A 17033-nucleotide genomic window follows, 5' to 3' on the forward strand; every position below is an offset into this window, starting at 1 on the left:
CAGGCGCCCGTTCCCCATAACCAAGAGGCCACCCCTGGGGTGGCCTCTTGGTTGGTGTTCATTGCCCGGCGGGGGTTGTGGTCCCCACCGCGTGGCTGGGCGGGCTGGCCGGCATGGCCTCCGGTGATGGCGCCTCCAGCGGTGTTGCCGACGAGGCGGGCGCCTCAGGCGGGGTCAGGGGATGGCCTGGTGCCAGGGTTGCGCTGCCCGGTGTGGGCGGCTCGGTCAGGGCCGGGGCCTGGTTGGTGGAGGCCGCCCCCGAACTGGTTGAGAGGGTCGCGGCGGCCGGCTGCTCCGGCAAGGTGTCGGACCCCTCCAGTGGCGCGGTGCCTTCCTGGGGGCCTGCCCCATCGGTCGGTGTGGCCGCGCTGCTCGCCGGGGGCAAGGTTGGCAGGGCGCCCGAGGTGGCCACGGCACCGGATGCCGTGAGGGTGTCCGCCGGGAGGGTGGGCACGGCATCCAGCATGCCGGGATGGAGCAGGGCGATGCTGCCCGCCTGCATGCCTTCCCAAGTGAGGGTGGTCAGTGCCGGATGCAACCGGGTGAACTGCTTGAGCCGCTCGTTCAGCACGTCCCGCAGGGTGCGCACCTCGCTCTCGGGCAGGCTTGCCAGCGCCACCAGTTCGGCGGTGACGGCGAAGGTATTGACGCCGCTTGTCTGCCCCGGATAGAGGTTGGCGCCGATGCGGCTGCGATCATAGTAGGGGTGCTGCTTGAGCAGCTTGTCCACCTGTTCCCCCTCGATGGGAATGAGGCGGGCCTGACAGCGGCCGGTGAGATCGCCGATGGCCTGATTGGGGTGACCGGCGACCACGAAGGCAGCATCCAGGGTGCCGTCACAGAGCCCCTCCAGCCGGTTGCCCGGGGAGATCACAGGCGGTCGGCTGAAGTCGGCGACCCGCCACCCCATGGCATCGAGCAGGGCCCGGCTGGTGACCCTGTCCCCGGAGTTGGGGGCGCCGACATCGACCCGCTTGCCCTTGATGTCGGCCAGGGTGGTGATGTTGCTGGTGGCGCTGGCAATCAGGGTCAGGGACTCCTTGTGGAGCCGCAACAGGCTGCGCAGCTGATCGTCCGGGGCCTGGCCCGCGAAGGGGCCGGTGCCGTGCACCGCATGGTAGAGCACATCCGACTGCATCAGGGCGAGCTGTACCTCTCCCTTGGCGAGCGCCGCCAGATTGGCGATGGAGCCCGAGGTACTCTGCACCGTGCAGTGCAGGCCGTGGCGGGCACTCTCCTCGTTGAGCAGGCGGCAGATGGCCCCCCCTGTGGGGTAGTAGACGCCGTTGAGGGCTCCCGTGCCGATGGTGACATAGGCGGGGGAGGCGAAGAGGGAGGGCGCCAGCACGGCCGCGAGCCAGGGCAGGGCGGTACGTGACAGACGCAACAGGGCAGAGAAGGCGAATGGGCGCATAGTGGACCGAAACCGTGGCTGAACATGAGGAGGAGGCGGGCTCATCCGGTGATGAGCCTCATCTTATCCGTATCAGACGGGAAGCTGAACGGATTTTACCGCTTTTGCGCGCATCGGGCGGCCTGGAGCCGCCGCCCGGGACGGTTCGCTAGCGGGTCTGGAGAATGGCTTTCTCCATGCGGGCCAGGGCCTCGGTGAGACGGGCCCGGGTGCAGCCAAAGTTGAGCCGCACGAACTGGCCGTTGCCGAACTGGGCACCGGGGGAGAGACCCACGCCCGCCTGTTCGAAGAAGGCGACGGGATCGTCCAGGCCCAGGGCGCTCATGTCGATCCAGGCGAGGTAGGTGGCCTGGTTGCGGGCCAGCTTGACGCCGGGCCAGCGGGCCACGGCCTGCTCGATCAGGGCCAGGTTGCCGGCCAGGTAGTCGAGCTGTTCATTCAGCCACTGCTCGCCCCCCTCATAGGCCGCCTCGGCCGCCACGAACCCCAGCAGATTGACGTCGGCGCTGATGCCGCGCATCGCCTGTTGCAGCTTGAGCCGCAGGCGGGCATTGGGGATCACGGCGAAGGAGCAGCACAGCCCTGCGATGTTGAAGGTCTTGCTCGGCGCCATCATGACGGCGGAGCGCTCGGCCGCCTCCGGGCTCAGGGCACCATAGGGGATGTGGCGGGCATCCTTGTCCAGCAGCAGGTCGCAGTGGATTTCGTCGGAGCAGATCACCAGGTTGTGGCGCTCGGCGATGGCGTCGATGGCCAGCAGCTCTTCCCGGGTGAAGACGGTACCGCCCGGGTTGTGGGGGTTGCACAGCAGCAGCAGATCCGCCGAGGGGGCCTGACGCTCAAGCTCTTCGAGATCCAGCACCCAGCGGCCTTCTTCCTCCACCACGGGGACGGTGAGCAGGGGGCGGTCATTGAAGCCCGGTGCCTGCAGGAAGGGGTAGTAGACCGGCTTGGGGGTGATGATGCCGCGCCCGTGCTGGCTCCAGGCCTTGCAGGCGAGATTGAGGCCCGGCACCACCCCGGGCAGGAAGACGAGCCATTCGGGCTGGATGGTCCAGCCATAGCGGCTGGCCAGACGCGATACGATCAGTTCGATGAGCCGGGGAGAGGGGCGCGAATAGCCGAAGATGCCGTGGGCGACCCGTTTGGTAAGGGCCTCCAGTACGGCGGGGGGAGAGACGAAGTCGGTGTCTGCGACCCACATGGGCAGGACATCCTGACCCTTGTATTTGTCCCATTTCAGGCTCATGGTACCGCTGCGATCTATTTCCCGGTCAAAATCAAACATGTTAAATCCTTGTACTGGCGCTGGATGGGCTTCCAATGTACGGACTTGGACGCCCCCCCGCAACCCTTGAGGTGGCTGTTGATAATGACATAAAATAGCCGCCGCCATACGCCAAGCCCGCCCACATCTGGCTCCTTTTTTTCTTCCATATCAATGGTATCTCTATGAGTTTGCTGTCTGTTGCCCGCAAGAGGCCGGATCCCGTCTCTCTCTCGTTTCTCGCCGTGACCTTCATGACCGGGGTGGCGGTGGCGCTGCAGGTGCCGACCTTGAGCCTGTTTCTGGCCGAGGAGGTGCAGGTGCGCCCCTTCCTGGTGGGGCTCTTCTACACGGTGAACGCGGTGATCGGCATCCTCATCAGCCAGTGGCTCGGCCACCGCTCCGACAACAAGGGGGATCGCAAGCAGCTGATCCTGCGCTGCTGCTTCGCCGGCATCGTGCTCTCTCTGCTGTTTGCCTGGAACCGGCAGTACTGGTTGCTGGTGAGCCTGGGGGTGCTGCTGGCGAGCCTGACCGCCACCGCCAGCCCGCAGCTGTTCGCCCTGGCGCGGGAATACGCCGACAGCCGCAACAAACAGGCCGACATGTTCAGCTCAGTGCTGCGGGCCCAGTTCTCCCTGGCCTGGGTGATCGGGCCGCCCATCGCCTTCGCGCTCGCCATCGGCTACGGCTTCAAGGTGATGTATCTGGCCTCGGCGCTGGCCTATGTCATCTGCGCTTTCGTGGTGTGGCGCTGGCTTCCCTCCCTGCCGCTGCCGGTGATGGACAGCGAGGTGGAGCGGGTGAGCAGCTGGCGGGATCCGTCGGTGCGGGCGCTCTTCATTGCCTCCACCCTGATGTGGACCTGCAACAGCATGTACCTCATCAACATGCCCCTCTACATCACCCGCGAGCTGGGGCTGGAGGAGAAGCTGGCGGGTTTGCTGATGGGCACGGCGGCGGCCCTGGAGATCCCCTTCATGCTGCTGGCGGGCTACTACACCCGGCGCTTTGGCAAGCGGCCCATGATGCTGCTGGCGGTGCTGGCCGGGGTCGGTTTCTATGGCGGTCTCGTGACCCTGTCGAGCCAGCATGCCCTCATTGCGCTGCAACTGCTCAATGCCATCTTCATCGGCATCGTGGCCGGCATCGGCATGTCCTATTTCCAGGACTTGATGCCGGGGCGCGCCGGGGTGGCGACCACGCTCTTTTCCAACAGCATCCGCACCGGCTCCATCATGGCGGGGGCCATCGCGGGGACGGTGGCGGAGCTCTGGAGCTTCCACGGGGTCTTCATGGTGGCGGCGGCCCTGGCGCTGATGGCACTGGCCGCCTGCTGGCGGGTCCCCAACGTATAGGGGATGCAAAGGGGAGCCGATGTCCGGCTGTGCCGGCACCAGTGCCCCGGTCGTGCGGGGAAGAAGCGGCCTTACCTGGGGTTGTCTCCCTGGTATTCGATGCGCAGGCAGCGCAGCAGCAGCTCGGCCGCCGGTCCCAGCGCCTCCACCGAGGGGGTGAGCAGGTAGGTGTAGAGATAGCGTTCGTTGCCGCCGGTGAGATCGAGCTGCACCAGCGAGCCCTCGGCGAGCTCCTCCTGCACCAGGTGGCGGGGCACCCAGGCGTAACCCATGCCAAGGCGCACCATGTTGAGCACCTCATGATAGTGGGTCGCCTTCCAACCGGTGTCGTCCGCATCGTTCCAGTCCACCGAGCGGTGGATGGGGGGATGCAGGCTTATCTGGTTGTGGCTGGCCAGCACCTCGGCGGTGATGGGCTCTCCCTGCTCCGCAAGGGGGTGGCCCGCTGCGCACAGAGGAAGCAGACAGACTTCGTCCAGCGGCAGGCCGGTGCGATCCTGTGGCAGGTGCTCGGAGAGCATCAGATCTCCCGCCTGCAGCGCATTGAAGTGGCAGTGGATCCGCTCGTGCAGGTTGATGCGGCAACCGCGGCTGCGGGGATAGAAGTGGGCCAGCGCCCGGTAGAGGCGCTCCCGCGGCTGCACCACGGACACATAGAGGTTGATCTGCGGCTCCCACTGCCGCTCCAGGTTGTTGGCCAGGTTTTCCAGCTCTTCCACCTGCTGGCTGAGCTGGCGCGCCCGCTTGAGGAAGATCTCCCCCGCTGGCGTCAGCACCGCCTTGCGCCCCCGCACCTCCAGCAGGGCCACCCCCAGACTCTGCTGCAGCTTGGCAACCGCATGATTGAGGGAGGATTGGCTCTTGTTCAGCGCCTCGGCAGCCTGGGCATAACCGCCGCAGTCCACCACCGCCTGAAAGATCCGCCATTGCTCAAACGTGCTCTTGGGACGAAACATAGTGCAACCTGTCTGGGGCCGATGGGATTCAACAGGGCGCGCCTTGGCACCCCCTCTTCACTGTAATCCCATCCGGTTGATTTGTTGATTTATTTGGGCTGGGCCACGAAGGTCTTGCCGCTCTGGCCCTGACTGTCACGCCCCATCAGGTAGAGATAGAGGGGCATCAGATCGGCCGGGGTCTTGAGGGTCTGCGGATCTTCCGCCGGGAAGGCGCTGGCCCGCATCCTGGTGCGGGTGCCGCCCGGGTTCAGGGTGTTGACCCGCACCCTGGTGTTCTCCAGCTCGTCCGCCAGCACCTCCATCATCCCCTCGATGGCGAACTTGGAAATGGCATAGGTGCCCCAGTAGGCGCGCCCCTTGCGGCCCACGCTGGAGGAGGTGTAGACGATGGACGCCTCGCCGTGCTCCTTGGCGGTCTGGCGAATGAGGGGCAGCAGCGCCTGGGTCAGCAGGAATTCGGATTTGACGTTGACCTGCATCACCTCGTCCCACTCCTGCTCCTGAATGTGTTCGAACGGCGACAGGGTGCCGAGCAGCCCGGCGTTGAACAGCACGCCGTCGAGGCGGCCGAACTGCTGGGCGAAGGTCTCCGCCATGCCGCGGTAGTGGGCGGCAGTAGCCCCTTTCAAGTCCACCGGCACGATGGCGGGCAGGGGGTGACCGGCCGCTTCAATCTGGTCGTAGACCGCCTCCAGCTTGGCACTGGTACGCCCGAGCAGGATCACGGTGGCGCCGTGGGCCGCATAGGTGAGGGCCGCTTCGCGGCCGATGCCGTCACCGGCACCCGTCACCAGAATGACCTTGTCCTTGAGCAGATCACGGGGGGCCTGATAGTCGAGCATGTGGACTCCTGTTAACAATGCCTGGCGGCTTGGCGCAACGAATCGAGTGGGCAAGTGTACTGACCCGGCCCGGCAGTTGACCAGTATGAGACGGCAAAAATGTGAATAAAACAGGGCGATAGCGTCGATCACTCCGTCCTTGGCACGGGAGATGGCAGAGTTTTTGCGCGAGGGGGGCAAACTCCTTACTATGTGAAAAAACCGGACATTGAGCGGAGCATCAAGTGGCATTTTTGACCGAATACGGCCTGTTTCTGGCCAAGACCCTCACCTTCCTGCTGGCCATCGGCGCCGTCATCCTGATGGTGGCGAGCAGCCGCCAGCCCAAATCCCGCAAGGGGGAACTGGTGGTGACCGATCTCTCCGGCGAGCTGGAGCAGGGGCGCCATCAACTGCAGGCAGCCCTGGCGGGCAAGGCCGAGCGCAAGCAGATGGAGAAGACCCGCAAGGCCGAGCACAAGGCCAAAGCCAAGGGGGAGGATGAGCGCAGCCGGCTGTTCGTCATCGACTTCAACGGCAGCATGGATGCCAAGGAGGTGGCCTCCCTGCGGGAAGAGGTGAGTGCCGTGATAGGCGTGGCCCGGCCCGGGGACGAGGTGCTGCTGCGCCTCGAATCCGGCGGCGGCGTGGTGCACGGCTACGGCCTGGCCGCCTCCCAGTTGCAGCGGCTGCGGGACAAGGACATCACGCTGACCGTGGCCATCGACAAGGTGGCGGCGAGCGGTGGCTACATGATGGCCTGCGTCGCGGACAAGATCCTGGCGGCGCCGTTCGCCATCGTCGGCTCCATCGGGGTGATTGCCCAGATGCCGAACTTCAACAAGCTGCTCAAGAAGCACGACATCGAATTCGAGATGCACACCGCAGGCCAGTACAAGCGCACCATCACCATGTTCGGCGAGAACGACGACCTGGGGCGGGAGAAGTTTCGCGAGGAGCTGGGGGCCATCCACGAACAGTTCAAGGCCTTCGTGGCCGAGCACAGACCCGGTCTCGACATCGACAAGGTGACCACCGGCGAGCATTGGCTGGCGAGCCAGGCCAAGCAGCTCGGACTGGTGGATGCGCTTTGCACCAGCGATGACTACCTGCTGGCCCAGGCCAGCCATCACAAGGTGGTCGGCATCCGCTACAGCAAACCAAGGAGCCTGACCCAGAAGCTTGGCAAGCAGGCGGCACTGGGGCTGGAGGCCGGCCTTGGCCGGCTGTGGCAACAAAGCCCCTGGCGCTGAGAACCTGTTTCGAGCTTACTGCGAGGTCGTGATCAAGGCTCATGTGCTGCTCGGAATCCTCATGTGTATCTACACACTCCGGTTCCTGCGCTGCTCTTCACCTTGCTGACGATCTCTCGCTACAGCTCGTGAACAGGTTTTATAGCTCAGTGCAAAGGACTAAAAAGAGAGCCGGGCATTGCCCGGCTCTCTTTTTTTATTGCGTCGGCTCTGCAGGCCGATGGCGCACCTCAGCGCTGGAAGGGGTAAACGGAACCCAGTTTCAGGATCTGGGTCAGCTCGTCCAGGGCGGTGCGGGTCTCCAGCACCAGGGAGGGGTCCCGCAGATCGTCCAGCGCCAGGCTGTCGCGATAGTGCTTCTCGACCCACTGATCCAGGCGGGCAAACTGGCTGTCGGTGATGAGGCAGGCCGGGTTGACCGCGGCGAGCTCGGTGTCGTTCATGGCGACCCGCAGGCGCAGGCAGGCGGGGCCGCCGCCGTTTCTCATGCTCTGCTTCACGTCCATGTAGTGGACGTCCTTGATGGGGGTGCCCAGGGTCACCAGCCTGGCCAGATAGGCGGACACCGCCGGGTTGTCGCGGCATTCGGTGGGGGCGATGATCGCCATCTCGCCGGATGGCAGGGTCAGGATCTGGGTGTTGAACAGGTAGGATTTCACCGCATCCTGCACCGACACTTCGCTGGTCGGCACTTCGATGAAGTGCAGTTCCCCGTCGCCGAACTTGGTACGCACCTCGGCCAGCGCCGCCTCGGTATGGAGGAACGCCTGCTGGTGGAAGAAGAGCACGTTCTGGTTGCCCACCGCGATGACGTCGTTGTGGAACACCCCCTGATCGATCACGTCCGGGTTCTGCTGAATGAAGACCGCACTCTCATCCCCGAGGCCATGCAGGCGGGCGATGGCCTGGCTCGCTTCCAGGGTCTGGCGGGCCGGATAGCGTTTGGGGGCGGGCTGGGAGACGTCGAAGGCGCTGCGGCCATAGACGAACAGCTCGACCCCCGCTTCGCCATAGGCGCGGCACAGCCGGGTGTGGTTGGCGGCGCCTTCGTCACCGAAGTGGTCGTTCTCCGGCAGATGCTGGTGGTGATAGAAGTGGCGATCGTTGTTGAACACGGCCCGCAGGATGCGCCCGGTCACCTCGGGCTCCAGGGAGCGGTGGAACTTGTTGGTCAGGTTGGCGGGGGTGAAGTGAATGCGGCCATCCTGGGTGTCGGCGCTCGGGGAGACGGTGGCGGCGTTGGCGGTCCACATGCTGGAGGCGGAGTAGCAGGCGGCCAGCACGGCGGGGGCCTGTCTGGCAGCCTGGGCCAGAATGCTGGCGTCGTTGCCGGTGAAGCCCAGGCGGCGCAGGGTCGCGAGATCCGGTCTCTCCTGTGGCGCCAGCACGCCCTGCACCATGCCGAGGTCGGTCAGCGCCTTCATCTTGCGCAGCCCCTGCTTGGCCGCTTCCTTGGGGTTGGAGGCCTCTTTGGCGTTGCTCTGGGAGGCGACGTTGCCATAGGAGAGGCCGGCATAGTTGTGGGTGGGGCCGACCAGGCCGTCGAAGTTGACCTCGAAGTGCTTCATGATCACATCCTTTCGATTTTTATATGGGGAGCGGTTCCTTCCGCGCACAAAGCTGCGGTGTGCGGCCATTATAAAGAGATTTCATCCTTTGTAACAAGCTGATAACCAGAATGGGTTTTTATGTCACAAGGGTGGCTGGATATGTCATTTCCAATCTAAAAAAGGGGGGGATATAGCATAAAAACAAAAAAGCGGTTGCTTCCCGCGCCCCGGCTTCGCATTAATAAATAAAGAAGCAGGGCGGTTCGGGCTGTCGGGCAAATTGACCCGCAAGATTGCTTTTTCCCGTCAAATCTCTTATACAGCCCCACAAAACCGCACGCCAACCCCGTCGGGTGCAATGAGGATAATAGTTACAGCATGGGCAAATCACTGGTCATCGTGGAGTCTCCGGCCAAGGCCAAGACCATCAACAAATATTTGGGCAAGGACTACGTGGTGAAATCCAGCGTAGGCCACGTGCGCGATCTGCCGACCAGCGGCAGCGCCAGCACCGAGCCCAAAAAACCTGTCATTCGCGGCATCAAGCTCAGCGAATCCGAGAAGGCGGCCAAGGATCGCAACGCCCTGTTCTCAAGGATGGGCATCAACCCGACCGCAGGCTGGCAGGCCAACTACCAGATTTTGCCCGGCAAGGAAAAAGTGGTCAGCGAGTTGCAAAGTCTGGCCGCCAAGGCTGACACCATCTATCTCGCAACCGACTTGGATAGAGAGGGGGAAGCGATCGCCTGGCACCTGCGCGAGATCATCGGTGGCGACGACAGCCGCTACAAGCGCGTGGTGTTCAACGAGATCACCAAGAGCGCCATCCAGGAGGCGTTCGCCCAGCCGTCCGAGTTGAACATTCATCGCGTCAACGCCCAGCAGGCCCGTCGTTTCCTCGACAGGGTGGTGGGCTACATGGTCTCCCCGCTCTTGTGGAAGAAGCTGGCCCGCGGCCTCTCCGCCGGTCGGGTGCAATCCGTCGCGGTGCGCCTCATCGTCGACAAGGAGCGCGAGATCAAGGCGTTCGTGCCGGTGGAGTTCTGGGATCTCAACGCCGACCTGCTCACCGCCGAGAAGAGCGAGCTGCGCATGGAGGTGGTCAGCCGCAACGGTGCCGACTTCAAGCCGGTGACCCAGGCCGAGACCTTCGCCGCCGTGGCGGCCCTGGAAGGGGTCGACTACAAGGTGGTCAACCGGGAAGACAAGCCGACCGGCTCCAAGCCGTCCGCTCCCTTCATCACGTCCACCCTGCAGCAGGCGGCTTCTACTCGTCTCAGCTTCGGGGTCAAGAAGACCATGATGATGGCCCAGCGTCTCTATGAAGCGGGTTACATCACCTATATGCGTACCGACTCCACCAACCTCAGCAAAGAGGCGGTGGACGCGGTGCGGGAATACATCGGCGAGCAGTATGGTGCCGCCTACCTGCCGAGCGAGCCGAACCTCTACGGCGCCAAGGCCAATGCCCAGGAGGCCCACGAGGCGATCCGCCCCTCCAGCGTCCAGGTGACTGCCGAGATGCTGGAAGGGATGGAGCCCGATGCCATGCGGCTCTATGACCTCATCTGGCGCCAGTTTGTCGCCTGCCAGATGACCCCGGCCCAGTACGACTCCTCCACCCTGACCGTCAAGGCAGGGGAGTTCGAGCTCAAGGCGCGCGGTCGCACCCTGCGCTTCGCCGGCTGGACCAAGGCCCTGCCGCCCATGGGCCGCAAGGGTGAAGACAGCCAGCTGCCGGCGGTGACCGTCGGCGAGGTGCTGAAACTGGTCAAGCTGGATCCGCGCCAGCACTTCACCAAGCCGCCCGCCCGCTTCACCGAAGCGGCCCTGGTACGCGAGCTGGAAAAGCGCGGCATCGGCCGTCCGTCCACTTACGCCTCCATCATCTCCACCATCGTCGACCGTGGGTATGTGCGGGTCGAGAGCCGCCGCTTCTTCGCCGAGAAGATGGGGGAGATCGTCACCGACCGCCTGGTGGAAAACTTCGTCGAGCTGATGAACTACGAGTTCACCGCCAAGATGGAAGACAAGCTCGACGGCATCGCCGAGGGGAGCCTGGAGTGGAAGAAGGTGCTCGACGCCTTCTACGCCGAGTTCACCCAGGAGCTGGAGCAGGCCGACAAGCCCCATGAAGAGGGAGGCATGCGTGCCAACCAGATGGTGCTGACCGACATCGACTGCCCGGATTGTGGCCGCAAGATGGGTATCCGTACCGCCACCACCGGCGTCTTCCTCGGCTGCTCCGGCTATGCCCTGCCGCCCAAGGAGCGCTGCAAGAAGACCATCAACCTGGTCAGTGCGGACGAGTTCGTCTCCGCCACCGACGGGGACGAGGCGGAAACCGATGCCCTGCGAGCCAAGCATCGTTGCGGGATCTGCGGCACCGCCATGGACGCCTACATCATCGACGACAGCCGCAAGCTGCACGTCTGCGGTCGCAACCCGGATTGCGATGGCTACGAGGTGGAGCAGGGGCAGTTCAAGCTCAAGGGCTACGAAGGGCCGAGCATCGAGTGCGATCGCTGCGGCTCCGAGATGCAGCTCAAGAACGGCCGTTTCGGCAAATACATGGGTTGCACCAACGAGAGCTGCAAGAACACCCGCAAGATCCTGAAAAATGGCGATATTGCACCGCCGAAAGAGGATCCGGTACCCCTGCCCGAGCTGAAATGCACCCAGTCCGACGCCCACTTCGTGCTGCGGGACGGCGCTGCAGGTCTCTTCCTGGCCGCCAGCAACTTCCCCAAATCCCGCGAGACCCGTGCGCCCCTGGTGGAGGAGCTCAAGCGCTTCCGCGATCGCCTCTCTCCCAAGCACCAGTACCTGGCGGACGCCCCTGCGTCAGATCCTGACGGAAACGCCTCCGTGGTGCGCTTCAGCCGCAAGACCAAGGAGCAGTACGTGATGACCGAGGTCAACGGCAAGGCGACCGGCTGGACAGCCCATTACGACAACGGAAAATGGCAGGAGAGCCTGCCCAAGGCGAAGAAAGCCTGATGGCGACGCCACTCACGGCATGATGAAAGAGGCCCCTTGCGAGGGGCTTCTTTGTTGGTGGATGGCGATATACTGGAATGGCTGCATGGATGGCAGCGCAAGACAGGGAGTTGTCATGGAGATACATGAAATACGGCCGGGCATGACCTGCCTGACCCGTGAAGGGACAGCCTATGTGCTGGAGGTGGACAGACAGAGTCTGCTGGTGCTCTTGCAACGGGAGGATGAGACCATCCCGGTACAGGTGCGCAGCGATGACATTCTGGGGCCCATTGCCGGCGACTAGGGAAGAGAACGTGACGGAGGGCGACCACAGAGGCCCTCCCTTTGTTGCAAGAGCCCCCATCCCTTCGGGGCGTGCCAGCCTCGTCAGAAGGGAACCAGAAAGAGCAGCTCGGCCAGGTCGGGCTGCCACTGCCACTCCCGCATCCTGACCCGCCCGCCAATCACGGGCACCCCCTCCTCCTGCAGCAGCCCCGCTTGCTTGTCAAAGCCTGCGGATCCTTTTGGAAGCGAAATGGTGCCTGCCGCCCCCAGCACCCGGTGCCAGGGCAGCACCTTGTCGGTCTCCCGCAAGACTTTTCCCACCAGTCGTGCCCGTCCGGGCAGGCCCGCGAGATCCGCCACCTGGCCGTAGCTCACCACGCGGCCGGGGGGGATCAGGGCGAGGATCGCCTCGATGCGGGCCGTCTTGTCCAGAGGGGGCGCGTTCGTTCTCATGATGATGGCTCGTCAAAAACAGCAGAAGCGCCATTGTGGCGCTTCTGTCATGGGGCTTGCAATCTGTCAGCCGAAGGTCTGGCTCAGTCCCCTGAGCTCGCGGGCCCGCCTGAGCAGCTCCTGGCTGGAGTCGTCCACCGCCTGGATCTTCTGGCTGTTGGCGCGGGAGTATTCGGAGATCTGGTGGATGTTGCGGCTGATCTCCTCCACCACCACCTGCTGCTGCTCCGCGGCGGCGGCGATCTGGGTGGAGAATTCGGTCACCTGATCGATTTCCCCCAGCACCAGGTGCAGGTTGCCTGATCCCTGGCGGGTCATCTCGACACATTCCCGTGTCTGGGCCAGGTTGTCCTGCATCATGCCCTGCCAGCGTTCCAGGGTGTGCTGGATCTGTCTGATGCTGCCCTGGATCTGCTCGGTCGCCTTGTGGGTACGGGTCGACAGGGTGCGCACCTCGTCCGCCACCACCGCAAAGCCGCGCCCTTGCTCGCCGGCACGGGCGGCCTCGATGGCGGCGTTGAGGGCCAGCAGGTTGGTCTGCTCGGCGATGCCCTGGATTTCACCCATCACGCTGCCAATGCGCTCCGACTCGCTGGCGAGCTCCACCGCGGAGTGGAAGGCCTGCTCCGCCTGGCTGGCCAGCCTGGTCATCTGCTGCTGGGTCTGGTCCAGCTGTTCCACCGTGCTCTGGCAACTGCTGCGCGCCTCGGTCACCTGGCCGTTGGTGTCCTGGATGTTGCGGGCAATCTCGTGGGCGGTGCTGGCCATCTGGGTCATGGCGGCCGCCATCTGCTGGGTCTGGGCATCCTGCTCGTTGATGTCGAGGAAGGCGCGGTGTGAGGAGTCCTGCAGATCGGTTGCCAGGGCCTGAAGCGGATGAGTGGCATCGTCGACCCGCCCCAGCACGGTGCGGATCCGGGCCTGCAGCATCTTCAGGTGAAAATCGGCGATGGCACCCGGGGCATCCCCCGAATAGACCAGTCGGGTCAGGCTGTCATATTGCTGACCGAGCTGCCTGAGATAGCGGGGCAGGGCGATGAGTTCGCGCCAGTAGGCGCCCGCAATGGCGAGGGGGGGAAGCAGCATCAGCAGCGCGGTGAGGGGGCCCTGGATGAGGGCGGCCCAGACCAGCAGCGCCAGCAGCGGCAGGCCGAGCATCAGCGGCCTGAAACGGCGCAGTGAGGGGCGGGCCGGGGTGCCCCGTTGCTCGGCCGAAAGCAGGGCCCGATAGGCCTGGGCGGCTGCCTGCTTGAGCTGGGGGTCGGGCTTGCAGCGCACCGACTGGTAGCCGCTTATCTTGCCGTGCTCGTAGATGGGGGTGACGTAGGCGTCGACCCAGTAATAGCGGCCATCCTTGCAGCGGTTTTTCACCACTCCCCGCCAGGGGTTGCCCTCCTTGAGGCGATCCCAGAGGTCGGCGAAGGCGGCCTTGGGCATGTCGGGGTGGCGAACCAGGTTGTGGTTGTGGCCGACCAGTTCATCGACCTGATAACCGGCGATGCGGCAGAAGGCGGGGTTGGCGTAGGTAATGACGCCGCGCAGATCCGTGGTGGAGACGAGTTGCACGTCGGCGGGAAATTCCACTTCACTGTCCACGACCTGGGCGTGTTTGCGGGCCATAAGGGTAAGCTCCGATCTGTTTGCTGATTGTTATTGTGGCGGAACCGCAGGGAGGTGCATCCCCTGTCTGGTTTCATCGGGGGCCTTATTTTGCCAACAAAGGCAGATGAAAAGTAGGGGCTAGGTTGGGTTTTTGTTGTTGATGGGTAAAAAAACGGCGACCAAAAGGTCGCCGAAAAGAAAAAGATAACACTACCTCTGTGGCACCCGGTAACGCACTTGCAACTGGTCGAGGATGTGCAGCTGGCCGGGTAGACGGGCGACGAAGTGCTCCCACACCTTGCGGGCGGGAGTGCTCCAGGCCACCTCTGCCGTGGCCAGCATGCGCGGGAACAACATGTAGTCGAGACGATCGCGAGAGGTGATCAGTTCCGACCACAAGGGGCTCAGCACCCCCAGGATGTTATCGTTGGCATGGAAATCGGCCGGGGCAGGATCGCATGCATGCACCTGCGCCAGGTTGAGGGTACCCGCCCAGTAGAGTCCCGGCTCGTGGATGTCCTGACTCCAGGCGAGATCCAGATAGAGGTGCTGGGCAGGCGCCATCACCACGGGGTAACCGGATGCGGCGGCATCCAGGCCAGCCTGGAAGCTGGTCCAGGCGAAGACGGTGGCCTCCCGGCTCACCTTGTCACCGTGCAGTATCTCTTCCCACCCCAGCATCTGCTTGCCCTTGCTGGCCAGGTATTGCTGGCAGTGGCGCAGCAGGTGCCCCTGCAGCTCGCGGCAATCCTGATACCCCTGCTCGGCCATCAGCTGCTGGCAGGCGGGACTGTCGGTCCAGACGCCGGTGGGCACTTCGTCCCCCCCCATGTGAACCTGACTCCCTGGGAAGAGATCGCACACCTCGTCCATCACGGCGTCCAGGAACCGGTAGGTGCCGGGCAGGGCCGGGTTGAGCACGTTGTCGTCGAAATATTGCACCGAGAGGTAGCGGGAGCGGTCTGCCTCTTCCACCAGCAGCTCGGGCAGCGCCTTGATGGCGGCGTGACAGTGCCCCGGGATGTCTATTTCCGGAATGATGGTGATGCCAAGCCCGGCGGCGTAGGCGACCAGCTCGCGCACCTCGCTCTGGGTGTAGTAGCCGCCGTAGGGATCGGGGCCGCCGCTCAGCTGAGGCCCCACCGCCAGGCCATGGCCGCGCCAGGCACCCACGGCGGTCAGCTGGGGGAAGGCCTTGATCTCCAGGCGCCACCCCTCGTCATCGGTGAGGTGCCAGTGGAAGCGGTTGAACTTGTAGAGGCTCATCTGCTTGAGCAGGCGCTTGAGGGTGGCGAGGGAGTGGAAGTGGCGGGCACAGTCGAGGAAGATGCCGCGAAAACCGAAGCGCGGTGCATCCCGCACCGTCAGGCAGGGCAGGCTCTCTCCGTGTTGCAGCGCCCACTGGGCCAGGCTCACCAGTCCGTGTCGCCAGCCCGCCTCGCCGGCGGCCCGGATGACGATCTCCTCCGGCGTGATGGTGAGCTCATACCCCTCGGGGGGAAGTGTCGCCTCGACGAGGTGGATCTCCGCATCGTGATCCTGGGTCAGGGCCAGGCCTGTCAGCTCGTTGAAATGGGCGAGCAGGGAGGCGAGGGGAACGGGGCCGTCGACGTGGGCCCGCTCGGCCAGCCGGAAGTTGCCTTCTGTATAAATCAGGTGGGCGGGCTGGGGCACGAGGCCGTTGACGGCCTCCACCTGTGGCAGGTCGGGGCCCGGGGAGGGCGGGTTGGTCAGGCCAAGGTCTTCCCCCTCCAGCACCAGGGGTTGCAGCTGTCCCTTGCTCTCCAGGCTCAGGAAGAAACCCTTGGGCATATCGGAGTCATGCTTGAGCGGGGTGTTGCGACAGCAGAAGCGCAGCTCGCTCACCCCCTCGCGGGGCACCATGACCTTGTAACTGCCGCTCTGGCGCTCCAGGGCGCCCCCTTCGATCGAGTGGGGATCGATCTGGCGGGCGAGGCAGAAGTGGAGTTTCCAGGGGGTGGCCGGGAGTTGGCTCAGGGTGAAGCGAAACCAGACATCGTCACCATCACGGTGATCGACCCGGGTGTGGATCAGGGGTGCGGACATGGGAATTCCTCTGATGGGGTGAAGGAAACGGGAACCTGTCCCGCAGGTGTTGTCGGCCCGACCAGGCTCAGGGATGCAGACATGGCAGCGCCTCCGTCCTGGCAAACAGGATGGCCCCCTCCAGCGCGTCGCGCTTGGGGGCGACCAGATGGAAGTGGCCCAGACGGGGGGCGAGGCGCGTGCCGATGCCACCCAGCAGGGCGATCCGGTCTGCCCCGAGCTGGGTCATGCCCTCCAGCAGCATGCCGAGCTGGGCACAGGTCTCATCCAGCAGGGCGGTGGCGAGCTCGTCCCCGTCGCTCGCGGCATCGAATACCCAGGGGGCGAAGCGGCCATAGTCGGCCGGGATGGCGCGCGCAGCCCAGCGCACCACCTCGGCCTGATCACGCTTGAAGTGATCCATCAGGCGCACCGCCAGGGTGCTGGGGGGCAGGATGCCGTCGTGGCAGAGCAGGGACTGCTGGATGGCGCGCAGCCCGAGCCAGGCGCCGCTGCCGAGATCCGAGACGGGGAAGCCGCGACCCGAGCAGGTGCGAAGGCGTCCCTCCCGGTAGATGAGACCCGCCGAGCCGGTGCCCGCGATCAGGATGGCCCCCTCCTGGCCGTCGAAGGCGCCGAGGCAGGCACCAAAGGCATCGGAGGTGAGCTTCACCCGCGCAAACGGGAAGGGCATGGTCAGCATGGCGTGGTAGCAGTCGGCGAGCTCGGCGGAGGCGAGTGCGAGCCCGACTCCCATCCGCTGTTCGCTCTCTCTGGGCAGACCCGCTTCGATGCGGGCCTGATCGATGGCAGCCAGCACATGACCGTGGGCGAGGGCGATGCCCAGCTCCAGATTGGAGCCGGCGGCGCGCCCCTCGCCGAGCAGCTTGCCTGCGTTGTTGCGAATGCGGGCCCGGGTGTGGGTGCCGCCGCCATCCACCCCGACCCAGAACTCAATCATGGGGGCCTCCCTGCGCGCTTTGCCAGGTGACGGCCAGGGTAAACCTGGCTGGCGGTATGGAGGATCCAGGGCTCTCCCCGGT

The 17033-nt window shown here is 64.7% G+C and carries 13 protein-coding genes; 4 read left to right on the top strand and 9 right to left on the bottom strand.

From position 1 onward, the window contains the following. Window positions 1–58 precede the first annotated feature (58 nt). Window positions 59–1414, bottom strand: coding sequence for a TAXI family TRAP transporter solute-binding subunit (locus OKC41_RS15185; protein WP_201894322.1), 1356 nt, complete (start codon window positions 1412–1414; stop codon window positions 59–61). A 148-nt stretch (window positions 1415–1562) separates the two neighbouring features. After that, entirely contained in the window at window positions 1563–2702 is a 1140-nt protein-coding gene (locus OKC41_RS15190) for a MalY/PatB family protein (RefSeq protein WP_010673889.1), read from the bottom strand. 164 nt (window positions 2703–2866) lie between these two features. Here OKC41_RS15190 and OKC41_RS15195 point away from each other — a divergent pair, with 164 nt between their 5' ends. Beyond that, entirely contained in the window at window positions 2867–4039 is a 1173-nt protein-coding gene (locus OKC41_RS15195; protein ID WP_069652864.1) for an MFS transporter, read from the top strand. Window positions 4040–4110: 71 nt separating this feature from the next. Here OKC41_RS15195 and OKC41_RS15200 read toward each other — a convergent pair whose 3' ends face one another. Beyond that, window positions 4111–4995, bottom strand: a complete 885-nt coding sequence (locus tag OKC41_RS15200) for a LysR family transcriptional regulator (RefSeq protein WP_042015608.1) — start codon at window positions 4993–4995, stop codon at window positions 4111–4113. 89 nt (window positions 4996–5084) lie between these two features. Further along, entirely contained in the window at window positions 5085–5840 is a 756-nt protein-coding gene (locus OKC41_RS15205) for a YciK family oxidoreductase (protein ID WP_042880314.1), read from the bottom strand. A gap of 224 nt (window positions 5841–6064) precedes the next feature. On the opposite strand from OKC41_RS15205, the gene sohB reads away from it, so the two are divergent. Further along, window positions 6065–7072 (top strand): protease SohB, encoded by a 1008-nt coding sequence (sohB, locus tag OKC41_RS15210; protein WP_039040521.1) that lies wholly within the window; start codon window positions 6065–6067, stop codon window positions 7070–7072. A gap of 230 nt (window positions 7073–7302) precedes the next feature. Here the strand turns inward: sohB and astB are convergent, their stop codons facing one another. Next, a complete protein-coding gene (gene astB, locus OKC41_RS15215; protein ID WP_270672133.1) occupies window positions 7303–8640 on the bottom strand; it encodes an N-succinylarginine dihydrolase in 1338 nt (445 codons plus the stop codon). Between the two features lie 360 nt (window positions 8641–9000). On the opposite strand from astB, the gene topA reads away from it, so the two are divergent. Together topA and OKC41_RS15225 are read left to right on the top strand one after the other, a co-directional pair. After that, on the top strand, window positions 9001–11622 hold the full coding sequence (gene topA / locus OKC41_RS15220) for a type I DNA topoisomerase (RefSeq protein ID WP_010673895.1): 2622 nt from the start codon (window positions 9001–9003) through the stop codon (window positions 11620–11622). Window positions 11623–11737: 115 nt separating this feature from the next. Beyond that, a complete protein-coding gene (locus OKC41_RS15225) occupies window positions 11738–11908 on the top strand; it encodes a hypothetical protein (protein WP_164882955.1) in 171 nt (56 codons plus the stop codon). Between the two features lie 83 nt (window positions 11909–11991). Here the strand turns inward: OKC41_RS15225 and OKC41_RS15230 are convergent, their stop codons facing one another. The 4 genes from OKC41_RS15230 to OKC41_RS15245 all read right to left on the bottom strand — a co-directional run bounded on the left by OKC41_RS15230 (window position 11992) and on the right by OKC41_RS15245 (window position 16951). Continuing rightward, on the bottom strand, window positions 11992–12342 hold the full coding sequence (locus OKC41_RS15230) for an MGMT family protein (RefSeq protein ID WP_039040524.1): 351 nt from the start codon (window positions 12340–12342) through the stop codon (window positions 11992–11994). 66 nt (window positions 12343–12408) lie between these two features. Then, complete coding sequence (locus tag OKC41_RS15235) at window positions 12409–13962, bottom strand: PAS domain-containing methyl-accepting chemotaxis protein (protein WP_201894321.1); 1554 nt, start codon at window positions 13960–13962, stop codon at window positions 12409–12411. Between the two features lie 192 nt (window positions 13963–14154). After that, window positions 14155–16011, bottom strand: coding sequence for a beta-N-acetylhexosaminidase (locus OKC41_RS15240; RefSeq protein ID WP_270672134.1), 1857 nt, complete (start codon window positions 16009–16011; stop codon window positions 14155–14157). Between the two features lie 67 nt (window positions 16012–16078). Continuing rightward, the gene (locus OKC41_RS15245; protein ID WP_219604556.1) at window positions 16079–16951 is read right to left on the bottom strand and encodes a BadF/BadG/BcrA/BcrD ATPase family protein; all 873 of its coding nucleotides are present in this window, start codon (window positions 16949–16951) and stop codon (window positions 16079–16081) included. Window positions 16952–17033: the final 82 nt, after the last annotated feature.

Source organism: Aeromonas sp. QDB17 (genome assembly GCF_027705305.1).
In the GTDB taxonomy this organism is placed as follows: Bacteria; Pseudomonadota; Gammaproteobacteria; order Enterobacterales; family Aeromonadaceae; genus Aeromonas; species Aeromonas caviae.